Below are 20,691 nucleotides of genomic sequence, written 5' to 3'. Positions count from 1 at the left end.
CCGCGAGGAGCTAGCGGTGCGTCGGCCAATGGAAGTACAGGTTCGTAGGGGGAGGAAGACGGATGAACGAGAATCTGTTTATGGATCGCATCCCTCCGCAAAATGTGGAAGCCGAACAAGCGGTGCTCGGCGCGATTCTGCTCGACGGCGATGCATTGGTTACGGCGATGGAGCGGGTACAGGTCGACGATTTTTACAGGCCGTCACACCGGTTCATCTACGAAGCGATGATCGAGATTGCGGAGGCGAACGAGCCGGTCGACTTGATTACGCTGACGGCGCGTCTGCAGGACAAGAAGCAGCTGGAAGACGTCGGCGGCATCAGCTATTTGTCCGAGCTGGCCAACGCGGTGCCTACGGCAGCCAACGTCGATTATTATGCGCAGATTGTAGAAGAAAAATCGATGCTGCGCCGTTTGATCCGCGCGGCGACGCAAATCGTGACGAATGGCTACGCAGGCGAGGATGAAGTCGGGACGCTGCTGAGCGATGCGGAGCAGCGCATTATGGAAATTTCGCAGGCGCGCTCCGGCGCGGGCTTTATTGCCATCCGGGACGTGCTGATGGACGTGTTCGACAAGGTCGAGTTTCTGTATAACCAGAAAGGGAGCACGACGGGGATCCGGTCGGGATTCACGGACTTGGACAAGATGACCTCGGGCTTCCAGCGTTCGGACTTGATCATCGTTGCGGCCCGTCCTTCCGTCGGGAAGACGGCCTTTGCCTTGAACATCGCGCAGAATGTCGGCGTCCGCGAGAAGGAAACGGTAGCGATCTTCAGTCTCGAGATGGGCGCGGCTCAGCTCGTGCAGCGGATGATCTGCGCGGAAGCGAACGTCGACGCCGGACGGATGCGGACCGGCTTCCTGGAGCCGGACGACTGGGAGAAGCTGACGATGGCGATCGGATCGCTGTCGGAGGCGAACATTTATATCGACGACTCTCCGTCCGTCACGGTAGCGGATATTCGCGCCAAGTGCCGGCGGTTGAAGAAGGAGAAGGGGCTCGGGATGATCCTGATCGATTACTTGCAGCTCATTCACGGCCGGGGCAAAGGCGATAACCGGCAGCAGGAAGTATCGGAAATTTCCCGTACGCTCAAGCAAATTGCCCGTGAGCTGGACGTGCCCGTCATCGCGCTGTCTCAGCTTAGCCGGGGTGTGGAGCAGCGGCAGGATAAACGGCCGATGATGTCCGACCTTCGGGAATCCGGTTCGATCGAGCAGGACGCCGATATCGTAGCCTTCTTGTACCGGGATGATTATTATGACAAAGAGTCGGAGAAGAAGAATATTATCGAGATCATTATCGCCAAGCAGCGTAACGGGCCGGTTGGCACCGTCGAGCTCGCCTTCCTGAAAAACTTCAATAAGTTCGTCACACTGGACCGGACGCATCAGGAGATGGCGGCGGCGCGCTAAGATTGGCAGCCGACAAGGAATGACGGATTCATTTGAGGAATACGGACTTATTTTAATTCTCATTTTTAGGACACGAATATGCGGACTGCAGCCGCTTTTGCATGCCATGGCGCGCTGCAGTCGTTTACATACAAACCAATTCCGAACAATGCGCCAGTGCTCTGGACCATTGTTCGTTTTTGTTGACTTTGATGCACGAGGCTGATAAACTAGTCATGGTGCGATGGCGCCTTTAACGGCGAATAACAGGTGGATACCACCTCACGGGGGGCAAGTGAAACATGTCAACGGTAGTGGTTGTCGGAACCCAATGGGGAGACGAGGGCAAAGGTAAAATAACCGATTTTTTGGCTGAATCAGCGGAAGTGGTTGCGCGTTATCAGGGCGGCAACAACGCAGGCCATACGATTCTCATTAATGATAAAAAGTACAAGCTGACGATGATTCCATCGGGCATTTTCTATCAGGATAAAACGTGCGTAATCGGTAACGGCATGGTCGTGAATCCGGGCGCGCTCCTTGAAGAAATTCAGTACATTCACGATAATGGTTTCTCCACGAAGAACCTCAAGATCAGCGACCGTGCGCATGTCATTATGCCGTACCACCTCGTTCTTGACGGATTGGAAGAGGAGCGCAAAGGCGACAATAAAATCGGCACGACCCGCAAAGGGATCGGCCCTTGTTATATGGATAAAGCGGCTCGCAACGGCATTCGGATCGCCGATATGATGGACGAGGAAGAATTCACGCGCAAAGTGCGTCACCTCGTAGCCGAGAAAAATGTGCTGATCGAGCAAGTATACGGTTCCAAAGGGCTGGATGCGGATTCGATCATCGAGGAATACCTCGGATACGCTGAACAGATTCGCCATTATGTTACCGATACGTCGGTCGTCCTGAACGACTTGATCGACGCCGGCAAAAAAGTATTGTTCGAGGGCGCTCAAGGCGTCATGCTCGATATCGACCAAGGCACGTATCCGTTCGTGACTTCCTCGAACCCTTCGGCCGGCGGCGTCTGCATCGGTTCCGGCGTAGGCCCTTCCAAAATTCAGCAGGTCATCGGCGTAGCGAAAGCCTACACGACGCGTGTCGGCGACGGCCCGTTCCCGACGGAGCTGAACAATGAGACTGGCGATTGGATTCGCGAGCGCGGCAACGAATACGGTACTGTTACGGGAAGACCGCGCCGTGTAGGCTGGTTCGACAGCGTCGTCGTTCGCCATGCGCGCCGCGTCAGCGGCATTACCGGCCTCTCCCTGAACTCGCTCGACGTGCTTGCCGGGTTGGAGAAGGTGAAGATCTGCACGGCTTACAAATACCGCGGCGAAGTGATCGAGCATTATCCGGCCAGCCTGAAGATGCTTGGCGAATGCGAAGCGGTGTACGAAGAGTTGCCGGGCTGGAGCGAAGATTTGTCCGGCGTGCGCAAGCTGGAAGATTTGCCGGAAAACGCAAGACGGTATGTCGAGCGGATCTCCGAGCTGACCCGCATCCCAATTGCGATCTTCTCCGTCGGCCGCAACCGGGAGCAAACGAACCTGGTCCAACCGATTTACGAAGCATAAAAGATAACAATAGGCAGCCCCTGTTTCCGTTCATCGAACGGAAGCGGGGGTTTTTTGCGTGTATGGACGATTGGTTTCCCAGAAAAAGGTCAATACTAGTGCTATATATTCTTTGGACAACGGGGCTTGGGACAGACGCGTGCGTGCCGTGCTTCCGTTGCAACAGGCGATGGGAGCTGGGACGGAAGATGAAATGGATCACGTGGATGATGAAGCTGGCGGTCAGTGCGGTCATTACGTCGTTGTGCTGTGTAGCCATGACTTTTTTTGCGGTCAATACGTATGTTGATATGCTGCTCGACCAATACCACATCGAGCGCCCGGCAAGCCAGCAGTTGAGCTGGAATCAGTTCGCCAGCCGCATGATGTCGCAGTTCAGTGCATTCGCGGAGCCGGCACGGCCGAATTCCGGGAGCTTCGCGGACAAGCCGAAAGATTTGGCCGTCTCGTCCGGAACGGGCGGAGGCGGGAACGGAAGCCTGCCGTCCACGTCGGAAACCGGTTCGAAGCAGAACAAGGACGGGGACAACCCGACAAGCAAAGGAGCGGAAGGGGAGCGTAAGCCCCCGGAGGATGCGGTAGCCGTATGGAGCCGCCAATCGACTGGGCAAGGCAGCGCGGCGGACGAGGAACGCCGGGTGGTCGTATCGGCGGAGGAATTCACGAAGAAGAAGAACGAGCTATCCGAGGCGGACAAGGCCAAAGTGTTCTCCGTGCTGGCCAGCCGTGTCCCGGCAGAGGAAATCCAGAAAATTTCGCTCCTGCTCGAGGATGGCATTACAGGGGCAGAGCTGAAGGAGCTGGAGCAGTTATTGCAGAAGCGGCTGAAGCCGGAAGAATACAGCGAGCTGCAAAAGCTCATATTAACGCCGTAAAGGAAGCGTACTGCCATGGTATGACTGATGGAAAAGGCAGCAAAACATCAGTCCATGGCGTCGGATGAATCCAAACTTATCGATAAATCGACATAGGTATTACCGAGTCATACATAGACGCACCAGACCAAACGGCCCTTTCGCCCAGAGCGGCAAGGGCCGTTTGTTTGTGGTTGTCTGCTGACTGCCCGGGCATGAACGGAGCTTAAGTGACGCTTCCACCGAATTGCGCAATGAGATCATAAGCCAGGCTGAGCCGGGACGATTCGACGACGACGGTCATCGTACACCCCGTTTCGCTGTCCGGCTCATTATTTGCCGCGTTGCTGGGCTGCGGCGGCAGACCCGCGGATGCGCCGTAATCGTTCTCGTAATCAAGCTGGATATCGACGGCTCCTTGAAGCCGGAGCGCTTCAGCAGCCTGCTCCATATCGCCTCGATGGCGGAAAAAGACGGTTAAGTTTTCCATAGTTTGACTTCACACCCCTGTCATCTTTCTTTCTCCCAATGAGAGAACGTATACAATTTTGTTGAAAAAAGTAGAGTTGATGTGGTAAATTAGTTAGGGAGCCTAACCTATTGGTTAGAGTTTCTATTTTTAGGTGTTTTTATGTGCACATCGTAAGCAACCTGCAAATGTCCGCCACATCGCGTGAAATTGACGTACATCCGATTGCGGATGGTCCCAGGCAACACACAGCAAGCCCTTCCGCAGGAAGGGAGCCAGGCTAAATTCGAATGCGGCAAAAAACGACTTAAAAGGAGATCAAGATGAATTTTTTCAAAGGAACGGATCGCGTTAAAGGTTTGCTGGACAAGGCCCGGCAAAAATGGTCCAAGACACGTTCCGCCGAACCTACCGAATCGGCGGTTGAAGTATCAGAGCCAGAGAAGAAACCATTCCAATTTACATATGAAAACATGATGGCCCGTATCGCTTTACATAAATGGACGATTGCGAAGTCGGCGTCCGCTCTCGTGTTTATCGGAGCGGTTGTTTGGAGCGGCAACCAATACGTTCATGCCAATATGGTCGATTTCTATCACGTGTATGTGAACGGACAAGAGATCGGCGTCATTTCCGATACGGAAAAGGTGAGACAATTCACCGAGGAAAAGAAGAAGCAGCTATCCAAGGGACCCGATGATATTCGCATGGTCGTCGAGGCGCCTGCGATCGAATTTAAGGGTGAAAGGGCTTTCATGGCGGAGCCGCAGGACGCTGCCGCACTGGCGGAGCTGGAAGGCTTTTTTACCGCTCATCCGGTAGGCACGCAGCTTCTGGTCGATGGCAAGCCGATGGGGATCGTAAGGGATACGTCGGTTGCGCAGGTGATGCTCGATCAGATCAAGACGAACGCCGTGGATTCCATGCAGAAGAAGAAGGAGTCCGGCAAAGTCAGCATTTTGTCCGCAACGGCTGCGGCGTCTACGCCGGTCGAGACGGAGCTGCTGAAGACCGATTTCGTGCAGAAGGTGGAGCTGAAAGAGGTAGCTATCGAGCCTGCGGAGCTGGTAGACCCGGAAGACCTGCTCAAGAAGCTGGAGACGGGCGACGTACAGCCGACGAAATATACGGTGGAGCAGGGCGATTGCGTATCGTGCATTGCCAAGAAGCTTGAAATTCCGAAGCAAGTCATTTATCAGAACAATCCGTGGATTACGAACGATATGATCAAAGTGGGGCAGCAGCTTGACCTGACGGTGCTGCAGCCGACGCTTGCGGTACGTACGGTAGAGAAAATCGTGGAAAACGAGGAAATCGCGTACGAAACGGAGTACCAGCAGGATGACAGCATGCGTCTCGGTACGACGCAGGTGCTCTCCCCAGGGAAAAACGGCTTGAAGAAAGTGACGATCGAGCTGACGAAAGTGAACGGCTTGATGGAAGAAGAGAAAGTGCTGGACGAACAGATCATTGATGAGCCGGTGAAAGCTGTAGCGAAGAAGGGCACGAAGGTCGTGAAAGGCGAGGGCACGGGCAAGTTCGCTTGGCCGGTCGTATCCGCATCGATCTCCAGTACGTTCGGCACGCGTTGGGGCGTCTTCCATAAAGGCGTCGATTTGACGGGCAATCGGAACATTACGGCTTCAGACAACGGAAAGGTCATTTTTGCAGGCGTTAAGGACGGATACGGCAATTGTATTATTCTCGATCATCTGAACGGTTATAAGACGTTGTACGGTCATCTCAGCCAAATTAACACCAGCGTCGGCAAGATCGTAGAAAAGGGCGAGAAGATCGGTTATATGGGAAGTACAGGCGATTCCACAGGTATTCATCTGCATTTCGAAGTGCAGAAGAACGGCTCGCCGGACAATCCGCTCAAATATTTGAACCGCTAATCGGTTTGACCATAAATAAAGGGCATGGAAGATGCAGGAATGCTGCGTTTTTCATGCCTTTTTTGCTTTATTAACGGACGCGAGCGTGTTTGAGGCAGAAGGGAGCGAATGCGTCCGCCGCCGATCTATGGCGTAAAGACGTATAGGGCAATGATCCCCGAAGTGTGGTAAAATAGTAGAGTCGTTGGGATGGTTCCCATTCCTGATAGGATCTGACAGGGCGGTGAAGCGAATGGCCAAAATTCTTGTTGTAGACGATGAACAGCCGATTGCGGATATATTGAAGTTTAATCTGGAAAAAGAGGGCCACGAGGTCATCTGCGCCTATGACGGAGGGACGGCTGTGGAGCTCGCATTCTCCGAGGAACCGGAATTGATATTGCTTGACTTGATGCTGCCGGTAAAGGACGGCATGGATGTATGCAAGGAAGTAAGACAGAAGCTGAATACGCCGATCATTATGCTGACGGCCAAAGATAACGAGATTGACAAGGTGCTCGGACTGGAGTTCGGGGCGGACGACTATGTGACCAAGCCGTTCGGCACGCGAGAGCTGCTGGCCCGGGTGAAGGCGCATTTGCGCAGGCAGGTGAAGGTAGCGCCATCCGCGGCTCCGCAAGCGCTGCAGGAAGAAGAGCAGCGGCAGGGCATTCGGATTCAGAGCCTGTTCATCGACACGGATACGTATGTCGTATACAAGGACGACAATCCGCTCGATCTGACGCACCGCGAATTTGAGCTGGTACAGTATATGGCCAAGAACAGCGGGCGCGTGATGACGCGGGAGCATTTGCTGCAAGCGGTATGGGGATTTGAATATTTCGGCGACGTGCGTACGGTCGACGTGACGATCCGCAGGCTGCGCGAGAAGCTGGAGGATGATCCGAGCCGCCCGGAATATATCATTACAAGGCGCGGACTAGGCTATATGATGAAGAGCGCCCGAACGAATAACGGAAGCTATTGAAGCGAGTGATATGGGGATGAAGTGGATTCGATTTTTCCAATCGATACAGGCGAAGGTCATCATCATTTACGTGCTTCTTATTTTAATTGCGATGCAGTTGATCGGCGTTTATTTTATTAGAACGCTGGAAAGCTCGCTCAAGAAAGATTTTATCGACAACCGCAACAAGCAGGCGCAGCTGCTGGCGCAGTACGCCGAGACGTACCTGATCGAGACGCAGGAGACGAAGGGCAGCGAAACGAAGAAATCGTACGCCGACCTGAATCAGTTCGTCAACAGCTTGTTCGTAATCAGCAAGGCCGAGATTCAAGTGATCGATGCGAACGGGCTGGTGCTGACGACCTCGCTCGATCAGAACCGTTCGGTCATCAACAGCAAGAATACGCAGACCGAAGTGACCCGCGCCCTGCAAGGCATCAAGGATAACCAGCGGATGTTCACCGATTCGGATGGCATTCGGAAGGTCGTCATCGCGAAGCCGATCGGTTCCGGCGTGAAGGTATATGGCGCCGTGTACATCATTTCCTCGATGGAGGAAGTGTACGACACGATGAACCGGATCAGCAGGCTGCTCATTACCGGTACGCTGATCGCACTTGTGCTGACGGCGCTGCTCGGCGTTATTTTGTCGGCGACGATTACGAACCCGATCAAGGCGATCACGAGACAGGCGACGGCCGTGGCGGAGGGCAGCTTCGACGAGAAGCAGGTGCAGGTCAAGGGTAATGACGAGATCAGCCAGCTCGGGGCTACATTTAACTTCATGACTGACCGGCTGCGCGAGGCGCTGTCGCTCAATGAGGAGGAGAAGGAGAAGCTCGCTTCGATCCTGTCGAACATGAACGACGGGCTGATTGCCACCGACGATCGGGGCCGGGTCATTCTAGTGAACCGGCGGGCGAAGCAAATCTTGCAGGTGAACGAGGATGCGACGCTCGGTCTAACGCTGAGCGATCTGCTCGGCATCGCGCCGGACAAGCTGAAGGAAGCGGAAGGCAGCGAAGACAAGACGACGATGCTGCAGTTCTACAACGATTCCGACGAGGAGCCGCTGTATGTACGCGTCACGTATACCGGCATTCACAGCAGGGGCAAAGGATATGGTTCGACCGGAACGATCGCGGTGCTGCAGGACGTCACCGGCCAGGAGAAGCTGGAGCAGTCCCGCCGCGAATTCGTCGCCAACGTGTCGCATGAGCTGCGAACGCCGCTGACGACGATCAAGAGCTACCTGGAGGCGCTGGAGGACGGGGCGCTGGAGGAGCCGCAGCTTGCAAGCAAATTCGTCAATGTAGCGCGCAATGAGACGGAGCGGATGATCCGTCTCGTCACCGACCTGCTGCAGCTGTCCCGGCTCGATTCCAAGCAGGCGACGCTTCATAAGGAGCCGACCGATGTGGTCGAAATGCTGGAGGAAGTGGCCGACCGATTCTCGTTCCAACTGGAGCAGCGATCGATCGCGATTGATATCGACGTCGCACCGGGCGTTATGTACATTATGCTCGATCGCGACCGCATCGATCAGGTGCTCGACAACCTCGTGTCCAATGCGATCAAGTATACGCCGGAGGGCGGGCATATTCGTATTATCGCGGGAAGGCCGGACCCGCAGCAGCTTGAAATTTGTGTGCAGGATAACGGGATTGGCATTCCGCGCAAAGATTTGAACCGGATCTTCGAACGGTTTTACCGGGTGGACAAAGCGCGCTCGCGCAGTATGGGAGGAACAGGCCTCGGCCTGTCGATTGCCCGGGAAATAGTAAAAGCGCACGGCGGAACGATCCATTTGGATTCGGAGTTCGGACAAGGGACGCGCGTGACGTTTACATTGCCTTATCAGCAGGAGGAAGCCGCCGTATGATCGAGAAGCTGAAATCAGCCGCCTTGACGATATTGGTGTTCTTGAGTTTACTGCAAAGTTACTTGCTTGCCTACAGCTATCCGAAGTTCGATCCCGTGACGCCGGACGAATACGTCAAGACAGACTTGCTCGGTACGCAAGGGGCGCTGGACGACATGCTGTTCCCGGACCAGCTCGTGCTTCATTTGGGCAAAGAGCAGCACAGCGTCGTCTACCCGAACAGCGCGAAGTACAACGAGATATGGGACACGGTAAAGCAGCGTTTTCTGGAAGGATTCCGCAAGACGACGACGAGCGCACTAAACTTGAACTGGGACGATGTTCGCGGCAAGCAGCAGGGCGTGGAGGTGCGATTCCGCGACGGGCTTCCGCTTCATGTGCTGCAGCGGACGATGCAGCTCAAGGGCGACTTGCCCAGCGATACCGACCTGATTACGCGCATCTGGATCTTTGCCAAGGATACGAACGAAGTGCGCACGATTTTATTTACCGACACGGCCAACACCGTCTATGAGGTCGTCAAGGCGAACTTCACGACCAAAGATATTGAACGGTTCGCAACCGTTGAAGCCGACTATACGCCGTATAAAGTGACGGCTGGCGATTACTATTTGCCTATGAAGCCGATCAACGTATCGAGCTATAAGATGGGCTACACGCAGTTTACGGTCGATCAGATGAAGCTGACGTTTTTCGTCGACCCGGCGATTACGCGAAACTTGATGGAGCGGGACGGCACGGAAATTTATACGGACGGGAAGCGGGGGCTGCAGCTGAAAAACGAGCAGCACTGGATGACGTATTCCGACCCCGTGGCGCCTTCGCCGGACAACAAGTTCGACATGCGCGAGAATCTGCTGTCCGCCGTTCAGTTCATTAACCAGCACGGCGGCTGGAACGGAACGTACTCGGTGCAGAAGGTGCCGCAGCAGCGTCTGCTGCTCAGCAGCCAGGCATTTCTGTTCCGGCAGTATTACGACTCGTTCCCGATCATTAATCCGCGTTCGGAAAATATCGGGTTTATCCGGATCACGCTGCAAAAAGGGATCGTATCCAGCTATGAGCGCTCCATTATGACGCCGGACCCGCGCAATATGATTCGAACCGAGGTTCAGCTCGCAGGCGGCGAAGCGCTGGACGAGCTGCTGAAGCAGTTCAGCACGCAAAAGACGCAGTTCTACAGCGTATTCCCCGCGTACCGGCCGGTCGTGATGAGCCAAACGATCGAGCTGGTGCCGGCGTGGGCCGTGGAGCTGCGGGACGGCACCTATGAATTTCTGGAATAAGGAGGGACGGCGATGGATTGGGGCCGGGCAAAGACGATCTTAATATTGTCCTTTCTGCTGCTGAACGCAGTGCTCGGCTTCCAGCTGTGGTCCAGCCGTTCCGACCTGCTTGATCAGGAGGCGAATCCGAATGGCGCCGCAGAGGAAATCCAGAGGCTGCTGAAGAGCAAAAACATTCAGGTGCCTTCAGACATCCCGAAGGATGTGCCGAAGCTGAAGGAGATCGTCGCCAAGTTCGACGATAAGCTGACACCGGGCAAGCCGATGCTGCTGCTAACGCCGTTCAAGTACGATCCGCTCATCAATAAAGGTGCGATAAAGGATCTGCTGGGCAGAACGGGCATCGCCAAAATCGAAGCTTATCAATGGGACCCGCTGGAAAGCATGAACGGGACGTACGTCTTCCATCAAATGTACGGCAATTTGCCGATGTTCGAAGTACAGATCGAGCTGTACGAGAAAAGCGGCATGATCAGCACATACCGGCAAGGATATGTGGAAGTGCAGTCCGAGGGCGAGCAGAAGGAGCAGAAAGTCATTTCTGCGTATATCGCGCTGCGCAGCCTGATCGAGAACTTTTTGCCGTCGGGTTCGATCATTACGGGCGTGCAGCTTGGTTATCACGGACAGGTGTATAATTCGCAGACGCTGAATATGTGGCCCTCGTGGCGGGTGACGCTGGCGAGCGGCGACCAATATTTCGTGCATGCGTTTAACGGAGCGGTGGAAGAGCCGCAGCGCAACAAAAAGTAGCAAGTAAGGAGTTTTGGGGAATGGGCATAAGGTTTAGTGTACTTGCAAGCGGATCGACCGGCAATGCGATGGTCGTCGAATCGGACGAGGGCAAGGTCTTGATCGATGCGGGGCTGAGTGCGAAGAAGGTGGAGCAGCTGCTTAAGGAGCGGGGGACTTCGGCCGCGGAGCTGAATGCGATTCTGGTCACGCACGAGCATGCGGATCATATTAAAGGGCTCGGCGCGATCGCGCGCAAATACGATCTGCCGATCTATGCGAATGAGAAAACATGGGCGGCGCTTGATCAGCAAATCGGCGATATTGCCGAAGCGAACCGCTGCGTGATGCAGACCGGCGAGATGCGCGAGTTCGGCTCGCTCCAGGTCGAGTCGTACGGCATTTCGCACGATGCGGCGGAGCCGGTCGGCTACTGCTTTTACGACGGCGAGGAGAAGCTGAGCCTGGCCACTGATTTGGGCTACATGAGCTCGAAGGTGAAGGAGAAGATCCAGGACAGCGACGCGCTGGTGCTGGAATCGAACCACGATGTCGAGATGCTGCGGATGGGCAAATATCCGTGGAACATCAAGCGGCGCATCCTGAGCGATGTCGGCCACTTGTCCAACGAAGCGGCCGGAATCGGGCTGTTCGACGTCATGACGACGAAGACGAAGCGGGTGTATCTGGCCCATCTGAGCCGGGATCACAATCTGATGGATTTGGCCAGGCTCACCGTGAATAATATGTTAGAGGAACGGTTGAACCCGGACGACCACCGGCCGAAGCTGATGGATACATACTACGATCGAGCCACGATGTGGGATCGTTTGGATGAGGAGTAAGGGCGCCGCTGTCTGATGACCGGCTTTATGGCAGTACAGCGGAGGCGGAGGCCGTATCGGCCGCTTCGAGGGCATGAGCTTTGGCGGCGATTTCCTGCGCGGAGAGGATGCCTTTCTCCACGAGCAGCTCGATGACGGCGCTAAGCATCAGCGACTGCTGGTAGTGCGCTTCTTTGAGGTCGGCCAGCTTGCCGATCCATTCGATTTGTTCCAGATGTGAGGAAACCCGGTTTGCATTCATGTTCATTGCTTTCATCCCTTCACAGCTTTATGTTGTTCCGTGCGCTCGGTCGGTACGTTTTCCGGATTGGCGAACGAAGGAGCTATGATTCTATTCTAGTCTTGCGCTATGAAAAACATTCCTGATTTTTCAAAGTTTTTTTCGGCGATTTGGTTTCGCAGTTTGCCAGTTTGTGAGGTACAATAGAGGAAGCGTTAGTATCGGGAAGCAGCGGTGTGGCAAGTTAGAGGGGAGCGGGGAACATGAGCTTGTTTGACGACGATTTTTATTCGACCAAGGCATCGCGGCGGGATACGTGGCGAATGCCCCGAAGGTTCCCTGGTCAGCTTCCGGGCTGGCTGCTTCCGGCGGCAAGCGGTGCCGTGGCCATGGCTGTATTGTTCCTGCTGATTGGCGGCGGTTCGGCGGAGAAGTCGGCTGAGCCTGTAGCCGTCACCGCTATGGCGCCTCCGTCTTCGGGGGCGTCGGCAGCGGACGGAGGCACGGAGCGGCGTATGAGCGATTCGGTGGTCGTCGCTGCGGAGAAGGTGTCTCCAACGGTCGTGAGCATCCTCGGCTCCAAACGGGAAGGCGAGAAAGAAACGGCCCGCGGCGGGGCGATGGGACTCGGCTCCGGCGTCATCTTCGAGCGTAACGGTGATAAAGTCCGGATCGTCACCAATAACCACGTCGTCGAGGGGTTTACCCAGCTGGACGTCATAACGGTCGCAGGCGAACGCCGGAAGGCGACGCTGATCGGGCGCGATCAAATTACGGATCTGGCCGTGCTGGAGACGGACGGGAGCGGCCTGAAGCAGGTTGCCGAATTCGGCGATTCCGACGGGTTGAAAGCCGGGGAGACGGCGATTGCGGTTGGGTTCCCGCTGGGCCTCAGCTACACGCCGACCGTGACGAAGGGCATTATCAGCTGGCCGAGCCGCACGATTCCGGTGTCGCTCGGACGCGAAGGCGAGCCGGATTGGGAGATGGACGTCATCCAGACGGATGCGGCGATCAATCAAGGCAACAGCGGGGGCGCGCTGGTCAACCTGGACGGCAAGGTCATCGGCATCAATACGTTGAAGGTGGCCGATATGGGCGTCGAGGGGCTCGGTTTTGCAATCCCGATCAATCAGGTCAAGGTCATTATTCAATCGCTCATTACCGATCATAAAGTGAAGCGGCCTTACATCGGCGTCGTAACACAGAACCTGCAATCGTTTGCCGGAACGGATAGCTTGAAGCTGCCGGCAGGCGTCAAGCGCGGCATTATCGTTATCGATGCAGTCGGCCCTGCCAAGGAGGCCGGGTTCAAGAGCGGCGACGTTATCGTGGAGTTGGACGGCAAGGCGGTCGACAGTACGCTCGCGCTTCGCAAGTATATATATGGCAGCAAGAAAGTCGGCGACAAGCTGGCGGTTACGTTCTACCGCGGATCGAAGAAATCGACCGTGCAGCTTACGCTCGGCGAAGTGACGGATAAGTAGCGGCGGCATGATCGCTGCAACATATAGTTAAGATGCCGAATTTTCGGCTACAATAGAAATAACGATTCCACGGTTTGGCTATGTCCGGGTGTTGGCGCAGGAAGCGCTGCCTGTCATCGGGCGAACGTATGAAAAGGGGTACAGCATGCACGTTGTTTGTAAAGAGCACTTGGAGCTGGCGATCGACATGTTCGTCGATGAATATGAAGAAGCGCCGGATATCGTCGATTTGGAGGAAGTGAAGTTCACCGCATGGGAGCCTCCAGCACATTGCGAACGCTGTGCGGAGCGGGGACGTTTCCTGGTCGTGTGAATGAAGGTGGAAGGGGAAGGCAGGCCTGTGATTCGAGCGGGCGGCCTTCTCCTTTTGTTATTAGACAGGAAGCTGCGAAAAGCGGGTCAGGGCATGGTGGTACGAAGTATTGCCGAGTAATACCGATGATCGATATAAGAAGGCTCAGAAGGCGGCAGAAAGGGGAGTTGGCGATGCACATACAGATCATCGCAGTGGGGAAGTTGAAGGAGGCGTACCTGGTCCAAGGGATCGCCGAGTATGTCAAGCGACTTGGCCCGTACGCCAAGGTGCAGATGGTGGAGGTGCCGGACGAGAAGGCGCCGGAGACGATGAGCGCCGCCGAAGAGGCGCTCGTGAAGCAGCGCGAGGGGGAGCGTATCCTCGCGCATATCAAGAGCGACGCGTACGTCGTCGCGCTCGCGATTGACGGCAAGCCGCTATCGAGCGAAGAGCTCGCGCGGCAGGTGCAGGAGCTGGCTACGTACGGGCGCAGCCACGTGGCGTTTGTAATCGGGGGCTCGCTCGGGCTGGCCCCCGCGGTTCTGGCTCGCGCTGAACTGAAGCTCTCGTTCGGGCGCATGACGCTGCCGCACCAGCTGATGCGGCTGGTGCTGGTGGAGCAGGTGTACCGCGCGTTTAAGATTATGCGGGGGGAACCGTATCATAAGTGACGGCAAGTTTTAGGTAAAAAGCATTTCGTTAATACTGAAAACAACGAAATTTCACTTCCCTATTTGTGTTAGAATTAAGAAGAAACCATTGGGAGGAGCTGATGAGTAAATGTACTCTCCAAAATTTGAATATACAAACTTAATGATCAGGGACTTAATGTCAATAGAGCGCTCGAAAGCAATTGTTGATATATTGCCTATTCCTGCTGATGTTGAAAAAGAACTTAGAGAAAAGGCACGATTAAAAATGACTCATTATTCAACGAGGATAGAAGGTAATCCGTTGAGTATTGAGCAGGTTTCACAAGTTGTAAAAGCAAAGCGTGATAATTCTCGAATTAGGGCAGAAGAAGAGGTTAGGAATTATTGGGATGCACTGTCCTTTTTAAATACAGCAAGAAAATTAAAATACCCAATCAATGAACCATTTATTAAACGATTGCACGCGATTATTGAAAGAACAGGAGTTGGTAGAAAAACAGTAACAAGCTCTTATAGAGGACAGACACCTCCTGGAACACTGTTTGCAGTTTATGATGCTGAGACCAAACAGCCTGAATATATCCCCCCTGAATGGACAGACGTTCCACAGTTAATGGTTGATCTAGTGGATTGGATTAACAAAGAGCAAGAACTCCCTGTTCCGATTAAAGCAGCTATTGCGGCATATCAATTACTGACCATTCATCCTTTTGAAGATGGGAATGGGAGGACTTCTAGGGCATTGGCATCCTATATACTATCTACCGGAGGTTACAATTTAAGAGGATTTAATTCAATGGAGGAATATTATTTTGCAGATTTGTCAGGCTACTATAAAAACATACAAATGGGGTTGCCTGTTTTATATTATGACGGTCGAAACAACCCGCGGAGTTTATCACCATGGATCGAATACTTTACACGAATCATGGCATATGCCTTCGAGCAAGTGGCGATTTCTGCCCATAAAAATAGCAAGAGTTTAATTCATCCTATAATAGGGAAACTTGAGCCAAAAGAGATAGTATTGCTACGTATGTTAATTAAAAATAACGGCTTAATAAAGCCTGGAGATATTGCAGAGGCCTTTCAAGTAACTGGGAGAACAGCAACCAACTGGACAAAAGAATGGTTAAAGAAAGGTTTGCTGAAACCAGCAAGTGGTGCAAAGCGAATCACTTCCTATTGTATAGGTGATTTATATTCAAGCATAGGGCTATCAGATCTTGGCTACTTAGATCAATAATAAAATAGTACTTAATGTGTGAATAGCGAAATTAATTTTCATTAATAAAGAAATTGGATTTCCTTAATGACTATATTAAAAACTTGCCGTTACAGACAGCGCGGAGAACCGTATCATAAATGATGGCTAAAAATAGACGACAACGCTTAATGTCAAACTCATTACAGAAAATCTAGCTGATGAGTTGATTGCTGGTATGCAAAATGCATCCGGCATCTACAATAAAGGGAGCATGACTCGCTTCGAGGATGGGATGTTTAGTCTAAGAATTGAGCCCGCTCATGAGCATCGTCTATCCTATATCACTGGACAAAATAAATTTGCCTTTATAGGCTGCACCATCATTTTGAACGTAAAGAGCAGAAGCAAGGGCCCCATCAATAATAATGGGGTCTTTGCTGTACGAAATTGATGGCCTCTAGCTCCATGCATTTCTCCGCGCCGCATTCCTACGGTTAAAGCCACAACATCATCACCGCCAGTGGTATGGATCCATCAGAAGGGATTGTACCTTGTCTTCTTTACTTATACTAAATTGCTTTAGATTAACCGATAGTATCATAATATAGGGAAGCTAGAAGCTCATAGGAAGGGGGCGAGCGGTATGATACGTGCGATTCTTATCGATGATGAAGAGAGCGCTTTAGATTTATTGGGTATTTTGCTGAACCAGATCGGCGGTTTCACTATAGCAGGGCGATTTATGAATCCTCTCCAAGCTTTGGATGCGCTTGAAGTGTTGAAGCCTGATGTCGTGTTTCTGGATATTCAAATGCCCGGCATGTTAGGTATAGAGGCTGCGAGACGAATTAAGGCGGCATTGCCTCGCATCCAGCTAGTTTTTACGACGGCATATTCGGAATATGCGCTGGAGGCTTTTGAAATCCATACCGTGGACTATTTTTTGAAGCCCTTTACGATCGAAAGATTGCAAGAGACAGCTTCACGTCTTGTGAAACTGGAACTGGAAGTAGAAACCGATGCTCCCACTGACGTTTCCATGAAGGCGGCGCGCACTTATGTTCAATGCTTCGGTGGGTTTCATATACATACGGAAACAGGATTGCTGCCTTGGAAAACGAACAAGGTCAAGGAGCTTTGCGCTTTTTTGGTCCAACAGGAGGGCAAATACGTAGACGCCGCCGCTATGATCGAATCCATATGGCCGGAATCCGAGCTTAAGAATGCCAGAACCTATTTTTATACGTGTATTTCTTTCCTGCGGAAAAGCTTTCAAGATTACGGCATTCCGGCAAGCGTGAATAAGATGGGCAGAGGCTACGCTATAGATATGAGCGGCTTGGACAGCGATGTGTCGGAATTTTCCTCGATGGCTGACAAGGTGTTAGCGGGAGATGGCATAAACGAGTCCCACTATGAACGGTTGACGTCTCTGCACGCAGGGGAATACTTGGAGGATATCGATTCCAGATGGGTTATATGGCGGCGGGAAGAGCTTCAATCGAAGTATGTAGGTACCTTACGGACGATGTATGCTCATTTTGAGCGAGTTGGAAACTTGACGCTTGCGGCAGAGTGCTTGCAGCGTATTCTGACCCTTGCGCCGGATTCCGAGAAGGATGGCCGTGAACTGATCCAGCTCTACATCAACATGGGAAAGCGAAGCGAGGCTGTCAAAGTGTATCGGCAATTGGACCAATCGGTTCGGCTGAATCTGGGCTTGGAGCTGGAAGAGGAGACTGTCCGGCTTTTCAACAGCATTGCTCCGGGCAGGTCAGGAGAACGTGATGACTAAGAAACTGGCGGCAGCGGCCGTCACCTTCATTCTGTTGGCAGCTACCTATGGACTTCTATTTCAAGTATTCAGATCAATCCCCGCGAACATGCCCACCGCCTCCCAGGGCTTGATGGATTTGACGGACTGGAACTTTGCGGAGGATGGCGATGTGACGTTGGACGGCCAATGGGAGTTTTACCCTGGCGCTTTGCTCGGTCCTGAGGATTTTCAAGCCAGCCACGGCTCGGACGATTCCCCTGCTTGGACGCGGACGCTGCTTCAAGTGCCCGGATCATGGACCGAGCATACGGATACGTTTGGCGTTGTCACCTACAGGCTGCAAATCCGAGTAGCGGAAACGGATAAAACCTATGGACTCAAGACTTCATCCATTCAGATGGCCAATCGCATCTTCGTGAATGGTATAGAGATCGGCGCAAGCGGCGAAGCGGCGAACGAACCGGCGTATCAGGCAGGCAACAAGCCGTACGTCAGCTATTTTCCCTTGAGGTCGGGATGGAACGAAATGATCGTTCAAGCGGCGAACTTTGATTTTAAAGTCAGTAGCGGCATTATCAATTCGATTGTATTCGGTTATTCAGAGCAAATTTCCAGCTTACGCGATCAAGCGTTTGCCCACGATTTGATCTCCATTTGCAGCTTTCTTATTATGGGCTTGTATTTTATCGGCCTGTATACCCAGCGTACTAGCGACCGGTCGCTGCTTGTATTCGGATTACTGTGTATTTGTATTTCTCTGTTCTTGGCGACACGCGGAGAAAGGCTGCTGCTTGTACTATTCGACGATGTTCCGTACTGGCTATACATTCGCGTTCAGACGATTTCCGTTTTTGCGGCAGGCGTGATGCTGCTGCTGTACATTTATACCGGATTTCGCCCCTTTAGCTCCAAACGGCTCGTGTATACAGGAATCGGATTCGGCTTATTCCTGACGATATGGGCAGCGGGGGTTATTGATGTGCCCTATAACAAAACCCTGCAGCATCTAACGACAGCGTATGCCACCCTTCCCTTTCTTTACGCGACGTACGTTTTCGTGCTGGCTGCTTTTCACCGTGTAGAGGGGAGCCTGTATCTGGTTATTGCCGCCATTGCCTTAAATTATCATTCGATGCTTCAAAGCACGAATGTATATTCCAACGTGCCTCTGCATTCGTTTGTGCCTGTTGAGGTCATTATTTTCCTGCTGATGCTTGCCCTGCTCATATCACACAGGTTTTCCAACGCCTTCAAAAAGATCGAGCAGCTTTCCGTCCAACTGCTGAAAGCCGATCAATTAAAGGACGACTTTCTCTCCAGAACGTCGCATGAATTCAAAACTCCGCTGCATAGCGTGATCACCATTTCGCAATCGATGCTGGATGACAAGCATAATCCGCTCCCTGTCGAACAGCAGGAAAAGCTGGGGCTTGTCCTGGCTGTTAGCAAAAGGCTCTCGCAGCTCGTGCTGGATATTTTGGATTTGTCCAAGCTCAAGCAGGGCGACTTGATTGTGCAGCCCGTACCGGTTGAGGTTCGTTCGACGGTGGATCTCGTCTTGCGGATCTTTTCTTTCTCGACTGCCGATAAAAACGTTCGTTTAGTAAACCATGTTCCTGAGGGTTTACCTCATGTTTATGCGGATGAGAACCGCTTTCGACAAATCTTGAACAATTTGCTCGATAACGCGATCAAGCATACGGAATATGGGAGCATCGAGGTAGCGGCCGCGTATAAGGATGGAAACATCGAAGTTTCTGTCCAAGACACCGGAGCAGGAATCGATCAGCAGGAGCTTGAGCATATTTTTGAACCGTTTCGAACATTCGATCATGCCGGAGGACAAAACTTCGGGCTTGGACTTTCCATTGTCAAGCAGCTCCTTGAGCTGCAGAACGGGGACATCTCGGTTGCCTCTGTGAAAGGCGAAGGGACTGTATTCACGTTCCGCCTCCCTTCCGCCGAAGCTCCGGTCAGCACGAAACAGGTCAACAAAACCGAAGTTCAACCGAATAACGAGTACGAGTCGGATTATTCATTTCCTACCCCCTTGTACGTGAACCGTGCCGGCGATCATACGATTCTTATCGTAGACGACCAGTTTTCAAACTTAAAAATAGTAATGGATGCGCTGGCTCCGCTTGAATATAACATCATAGCTGTCAAAAACGGCTTCGAGGCTGCCGAACTGATCAATAAGCCGAATTCGGTCGATCTGGTTGTGCTGGACCTCATGATGCCCGGGATGTCCGGTTATGAGGTATGCCAAACGATCCGCCGTACGTACACTCTGCTCGAAATGCCTGTTCTTATGGTCACAACGGCAAATCAGACGCAGGATAAGCTTGCCGCTTTCGAAGCGGGAGCGAACGACTTTTTGCCTAAGCCGTTCGATACGATGGAGCTAAAGGCCCGGATCAAGGGTTTGCTGCTCATGAAGGACTCGCTCGGCAAAGCGATCAACATGGAGGTTGCCTTTCTTCAGTCGCAGATCAAGCCCCATTTTTTGTATAACGTATTGAACGCGATCGTTTCTTATAGCTACACCGACATAAGCAAGTCCCGCAAGTTAACGACCGACTTGGCGCATTATTTGCGCGGAAGCTTCCAATTCAGCAATGTTCAGAAGCGGACCTCCTTCAGCAAGGAACTGGAGCTCATCCAGTCATATGTGGAAATTGAATTGGTGAGATTTAAAAACCGTCTGCGCGTTGAGTACGATATCGCACAGTCGATGTACAGCGCAATCATTCCCCCGCTTCTTATCCAGCCGTTGGTGGAAAATGCGATTCGCCATGGCCTCAGCGGACGTATCGAAGGCGGTACGGTAAAGATTACAGCTAGCGAAGCAGACGGGTACTACTGCATTCAAATTGAAGACGACGGAATCGGGATCGGGCAGGATCGGCTCCAGCAGCTTCTTTCTGATGACACCGAGGCTTCGCCCGGCGTTGGGTTGAGAAATATCAGGAAGCGATTGAAATACGAATATCATACGGAGCTTCGGATTGACAGTGTTGCCGGCGAAGGAACCCGAATCACGGTTAGGATTCCATCTGGAAGTGTGAATTCATGACGAAAATTGTCGTCTTTATAGCATGATATTCCTTGTTTAAGATTTTTTTAAGATCGTTTGTCGTATGATGGT

17 protein-coding genes are annotated in these 20,691 nt (G+C 52.8%); 15 read left to right on the top strand and 2 right to left on the bottom strand.

Annotated features, from left to right (window positions below; translation table 11 throughout):
* Positions 1-62 precede the first annotated feature (62 nt).
* From dnaB to KXG62_RS22020, 3 genes are all read left to right on the top strand, one after another.
* Positions 63-1,421, top strand: coding sequence for a replicative DNA helicase (dnaB, locus tag KXG62_RS22030; RefSeq protein WP_218094169.1), 1,359 nt, complete (start codon positions 63-65; stop codon positions 1,419-1,421).
* 281 nt (positions 1,422-1,702) lie between these two features.
* Positions 1,703-2,992, top strand: a complete 1,290-nt coding sequence (locus KXG62_RS22025; protein WP_218094168.1) for an adenylosuccinate synthase — start codon at positions 1,703-1,705, stop codon at positions 2,990-2,992.
* Between the two features lie 188 nt (positions 2,993-3,180).
* The gene (locus KXG62_RS22020) at positions 3,181-3,867 is read left to right on the top strand and encodes a hypothetical protein (protein ID WP_218094167.1); all 687 of its coding nucleotides are present in this window, start codon (positions 3,181-3,183) and stop codon (positions 3,865-3,867) included.
* Between the two features lie 205 nt (positions 3,868-4,072).
* Here the strand turns inward: KXG62_RS22020 and KXG62_RS22015 are convergent, their stop codons facing one another.
* Positions 4,073-4,336, bottom strand: a complete 264-nt coding sequence (locus KXG62_RS22015) for a hypothetical protein (protein WP_218094166.1) — start codon at positions 4,334-4,336, stop codon at positions 4,073-4,075.
* A gap of 302 nt (positions 4,337-4,638) precedes the next feature.
* Here KXG62_RS22015 and KXG62_RS22010 point away from each other — a divergent pair, with 302 nt between their 5' ends.
* The 6 genes from KXG62_RS22010 (at position 4,639) to KXG62_RS21985 (ending at position 11,904) form a co-directional block, all read left to right on the top strand.
* A complete protein-coding gene (locus tag KXG62_RS22010; RefSeq protein WP_218094165.1) occupies positions 4,639-6,213 on the top strand; it encodes a M23 family metallopeptidase in 1,575 nt (524 codons plus the stop codon).
* Positions 6,214-6,445: 232 nt separating this feature from the next.
* Positions 6,446-7,180 carry a response regulator YycF gene (gene yycF, locus KXG62_RS22005; RefSeq protein ID WP_218094164.1) on the top strand — a complete coding sequence of 245 codons (735 nt, stop codon included), beginning with the start codon at positions 6,446-6,448 and terminating at the stop codon, positions 7,178-7,180.
* A 16-nt stretch (positions 7,181-7,196) separates the two neighbouring features.
* Positions 7,197-9,041 (top strand): cell wall metabolism sensor histidine kinase WalK, encoded by a 1,845-nt coding sequence (gene walK, locus KXG62_RS22000; RefSeq protein WP_218094163.1) that lies wholly within the window; start codon positions 7,197-7,199, stop codon positions 9,039-9,041.
* Entirely contained in the window at positions 9,038-10,327 is a 1,290-nt protein-coding gene (locus KXG62_RS21995; protein WP_218094162.1) for a YycH family regulatory protein, read from the top strand. Before walK ends, KXG62_RS21995 begins: the two co-directional genes overlap by 4 nt.
* Before the next feature lie 12 nt (positions 10,328-10,339).
* Positions 10,340-11,080 carry a two-component system regulatory protein YycI gene (yycI, locus tag KXG62_RS21990; protein WP_218094161.1) on the top strand — a complete coding sequence of 247 codons (741 nt, stop codon included), beginning with the start codon at positions 10,340-10,342 and terminating at the stop codon, positions 11,078-11,080.
* Between the two features lie 20 nt (positions 11,081-11,100).
* The gene (locus KXG62_RS21985) at positions 11,101-11,904 is read left to right on the top strand and encodes an MBL fold metallo-hydrolase (RefSeq protein WP_218094160.1); all 804 of its coding nucleotides are present in this window, start codon (positions 11,101-11,103) and stop codon (positions 11,902-11,904) included.
* Positions 11,905-11,929: 25 nt separating this feature from the next.
* Here KXG62_RS21985 and KXG62_RS21980 read toward each other — a convergent pair whose 3' ends face one another.
* The gene (locus KXG62_RS21980) at positions 11,930-12,151 is read right to left on the bottom strand and encodes a hypothetical protein (protein WP_246627580.1); all 222 of its coding nucleotides are present in this window, start codon (positions 12,149-12,151) and stop codon (positions 11,930-11,932) included.
* A gap of 236 nt (positions 12,152-12,387) precedes the next feature.
* Here KXG62_RS21980 and KXG62_RS21975 point away from each other — a divergent pair, with 236 nt between their 5' ends.
* The 6 genes from KXG62_RS21975 to KXG62_RS21950 all read left to right on the top strand — a co-directional run bounded on the left by KXG62_RS21975 (position 12,388) and on the right by KXG62_RS21950 (position 20,619).
* Positions 12,388-13,611 carry a S1C family serine protease gene (locus KXG62_RS21975; RefSeq protein WP_218094159.1) on the top strand — a complete coding sequence of 408 codons (1,224 nt, stop codon included), beginning with the start codon at positions 12,388-12,390 and terminating at the stop codon, positions 13,609-13,611.
* 145 nt (positions 13,612-13,756) lie between these two features.
* On the top strand, positions 13,757-13,924 hold the full coding sequence (locus tag KXG62_RS21970; protein WP_218094158.1) for a CxxH/CxxC protein: 168 nt from the start codon (positions 13,757-13,759) through the stop codon (positions 13,922-13,924).
* Positions 13,925-14,097: 173 nt separating this feature from the next.
* A complete protein-coding gene (gene rlmH / locus KXG62_RS21965) occupies positions 14,098-14,577 on the top strand; it encodes a 23S rRNA (pseudouridine(1915)-N(3))-methyltransferase RlmH (protein WP_218094157.1) in 480 nt (159 codons plus the stop codon).
* A gap of 109 nt (positions 14,578-14,686) precedes the next feature.
* On the top strand, positions 14,687-15,805 hold the full coding sequence (locus KXG62_RS21960) for a Fic family protein (protein ID WP_218094156.1): 1,119 nt from the start codon (positions 14,687-14,689) through the stop codon (positions 15,803-15,805).
* Positions 15,806-16,409: 604 nt separating this feature from the next.
* Complete coding sequence (locus tag KXG62_RS21955) at positions 16,410-17,561, top strand: response regulator (RefSeq protein ID WP_218094155.1); 1,152 nt, start codon at positions 16,410-16,412, stop codon at positions 17,559-17,561.
* Positions 17,554-20,619 carry an ATP-binding protein gene (locus tag KXG62_RS21950; protein WP_218094154.1) on the top strand — a complete coding sequence of 1,022 codons (3,066 nt, stop codon included), beginning with the start codon at positions 17,554-17,556 and terminating at the stop codon, positions 20,617-20,619. The genes KXG62_RS21955 and KXG62_RS21950 overlap by 8 nt, the downstream gene beginning before the upstream one ends.
* Positions 20,620-20,691: the final 72 nt, after the last annotated feature.

Source organism: Paenibacillus solanacearum (assembly GCF_910593845.1).
In the GTDB taxonomy this organism is placed as follows: Bacteria; Bacillota; Bacilli; order Paenibacillales; family NBRC-103111; genus Paenibacillus_G; species Paenibacillus_G solanacearum.
Note: the sequence above shows the minus strand (reverse complement) of the source record. Positions and strands in the feature narration are given on the sequence as shown.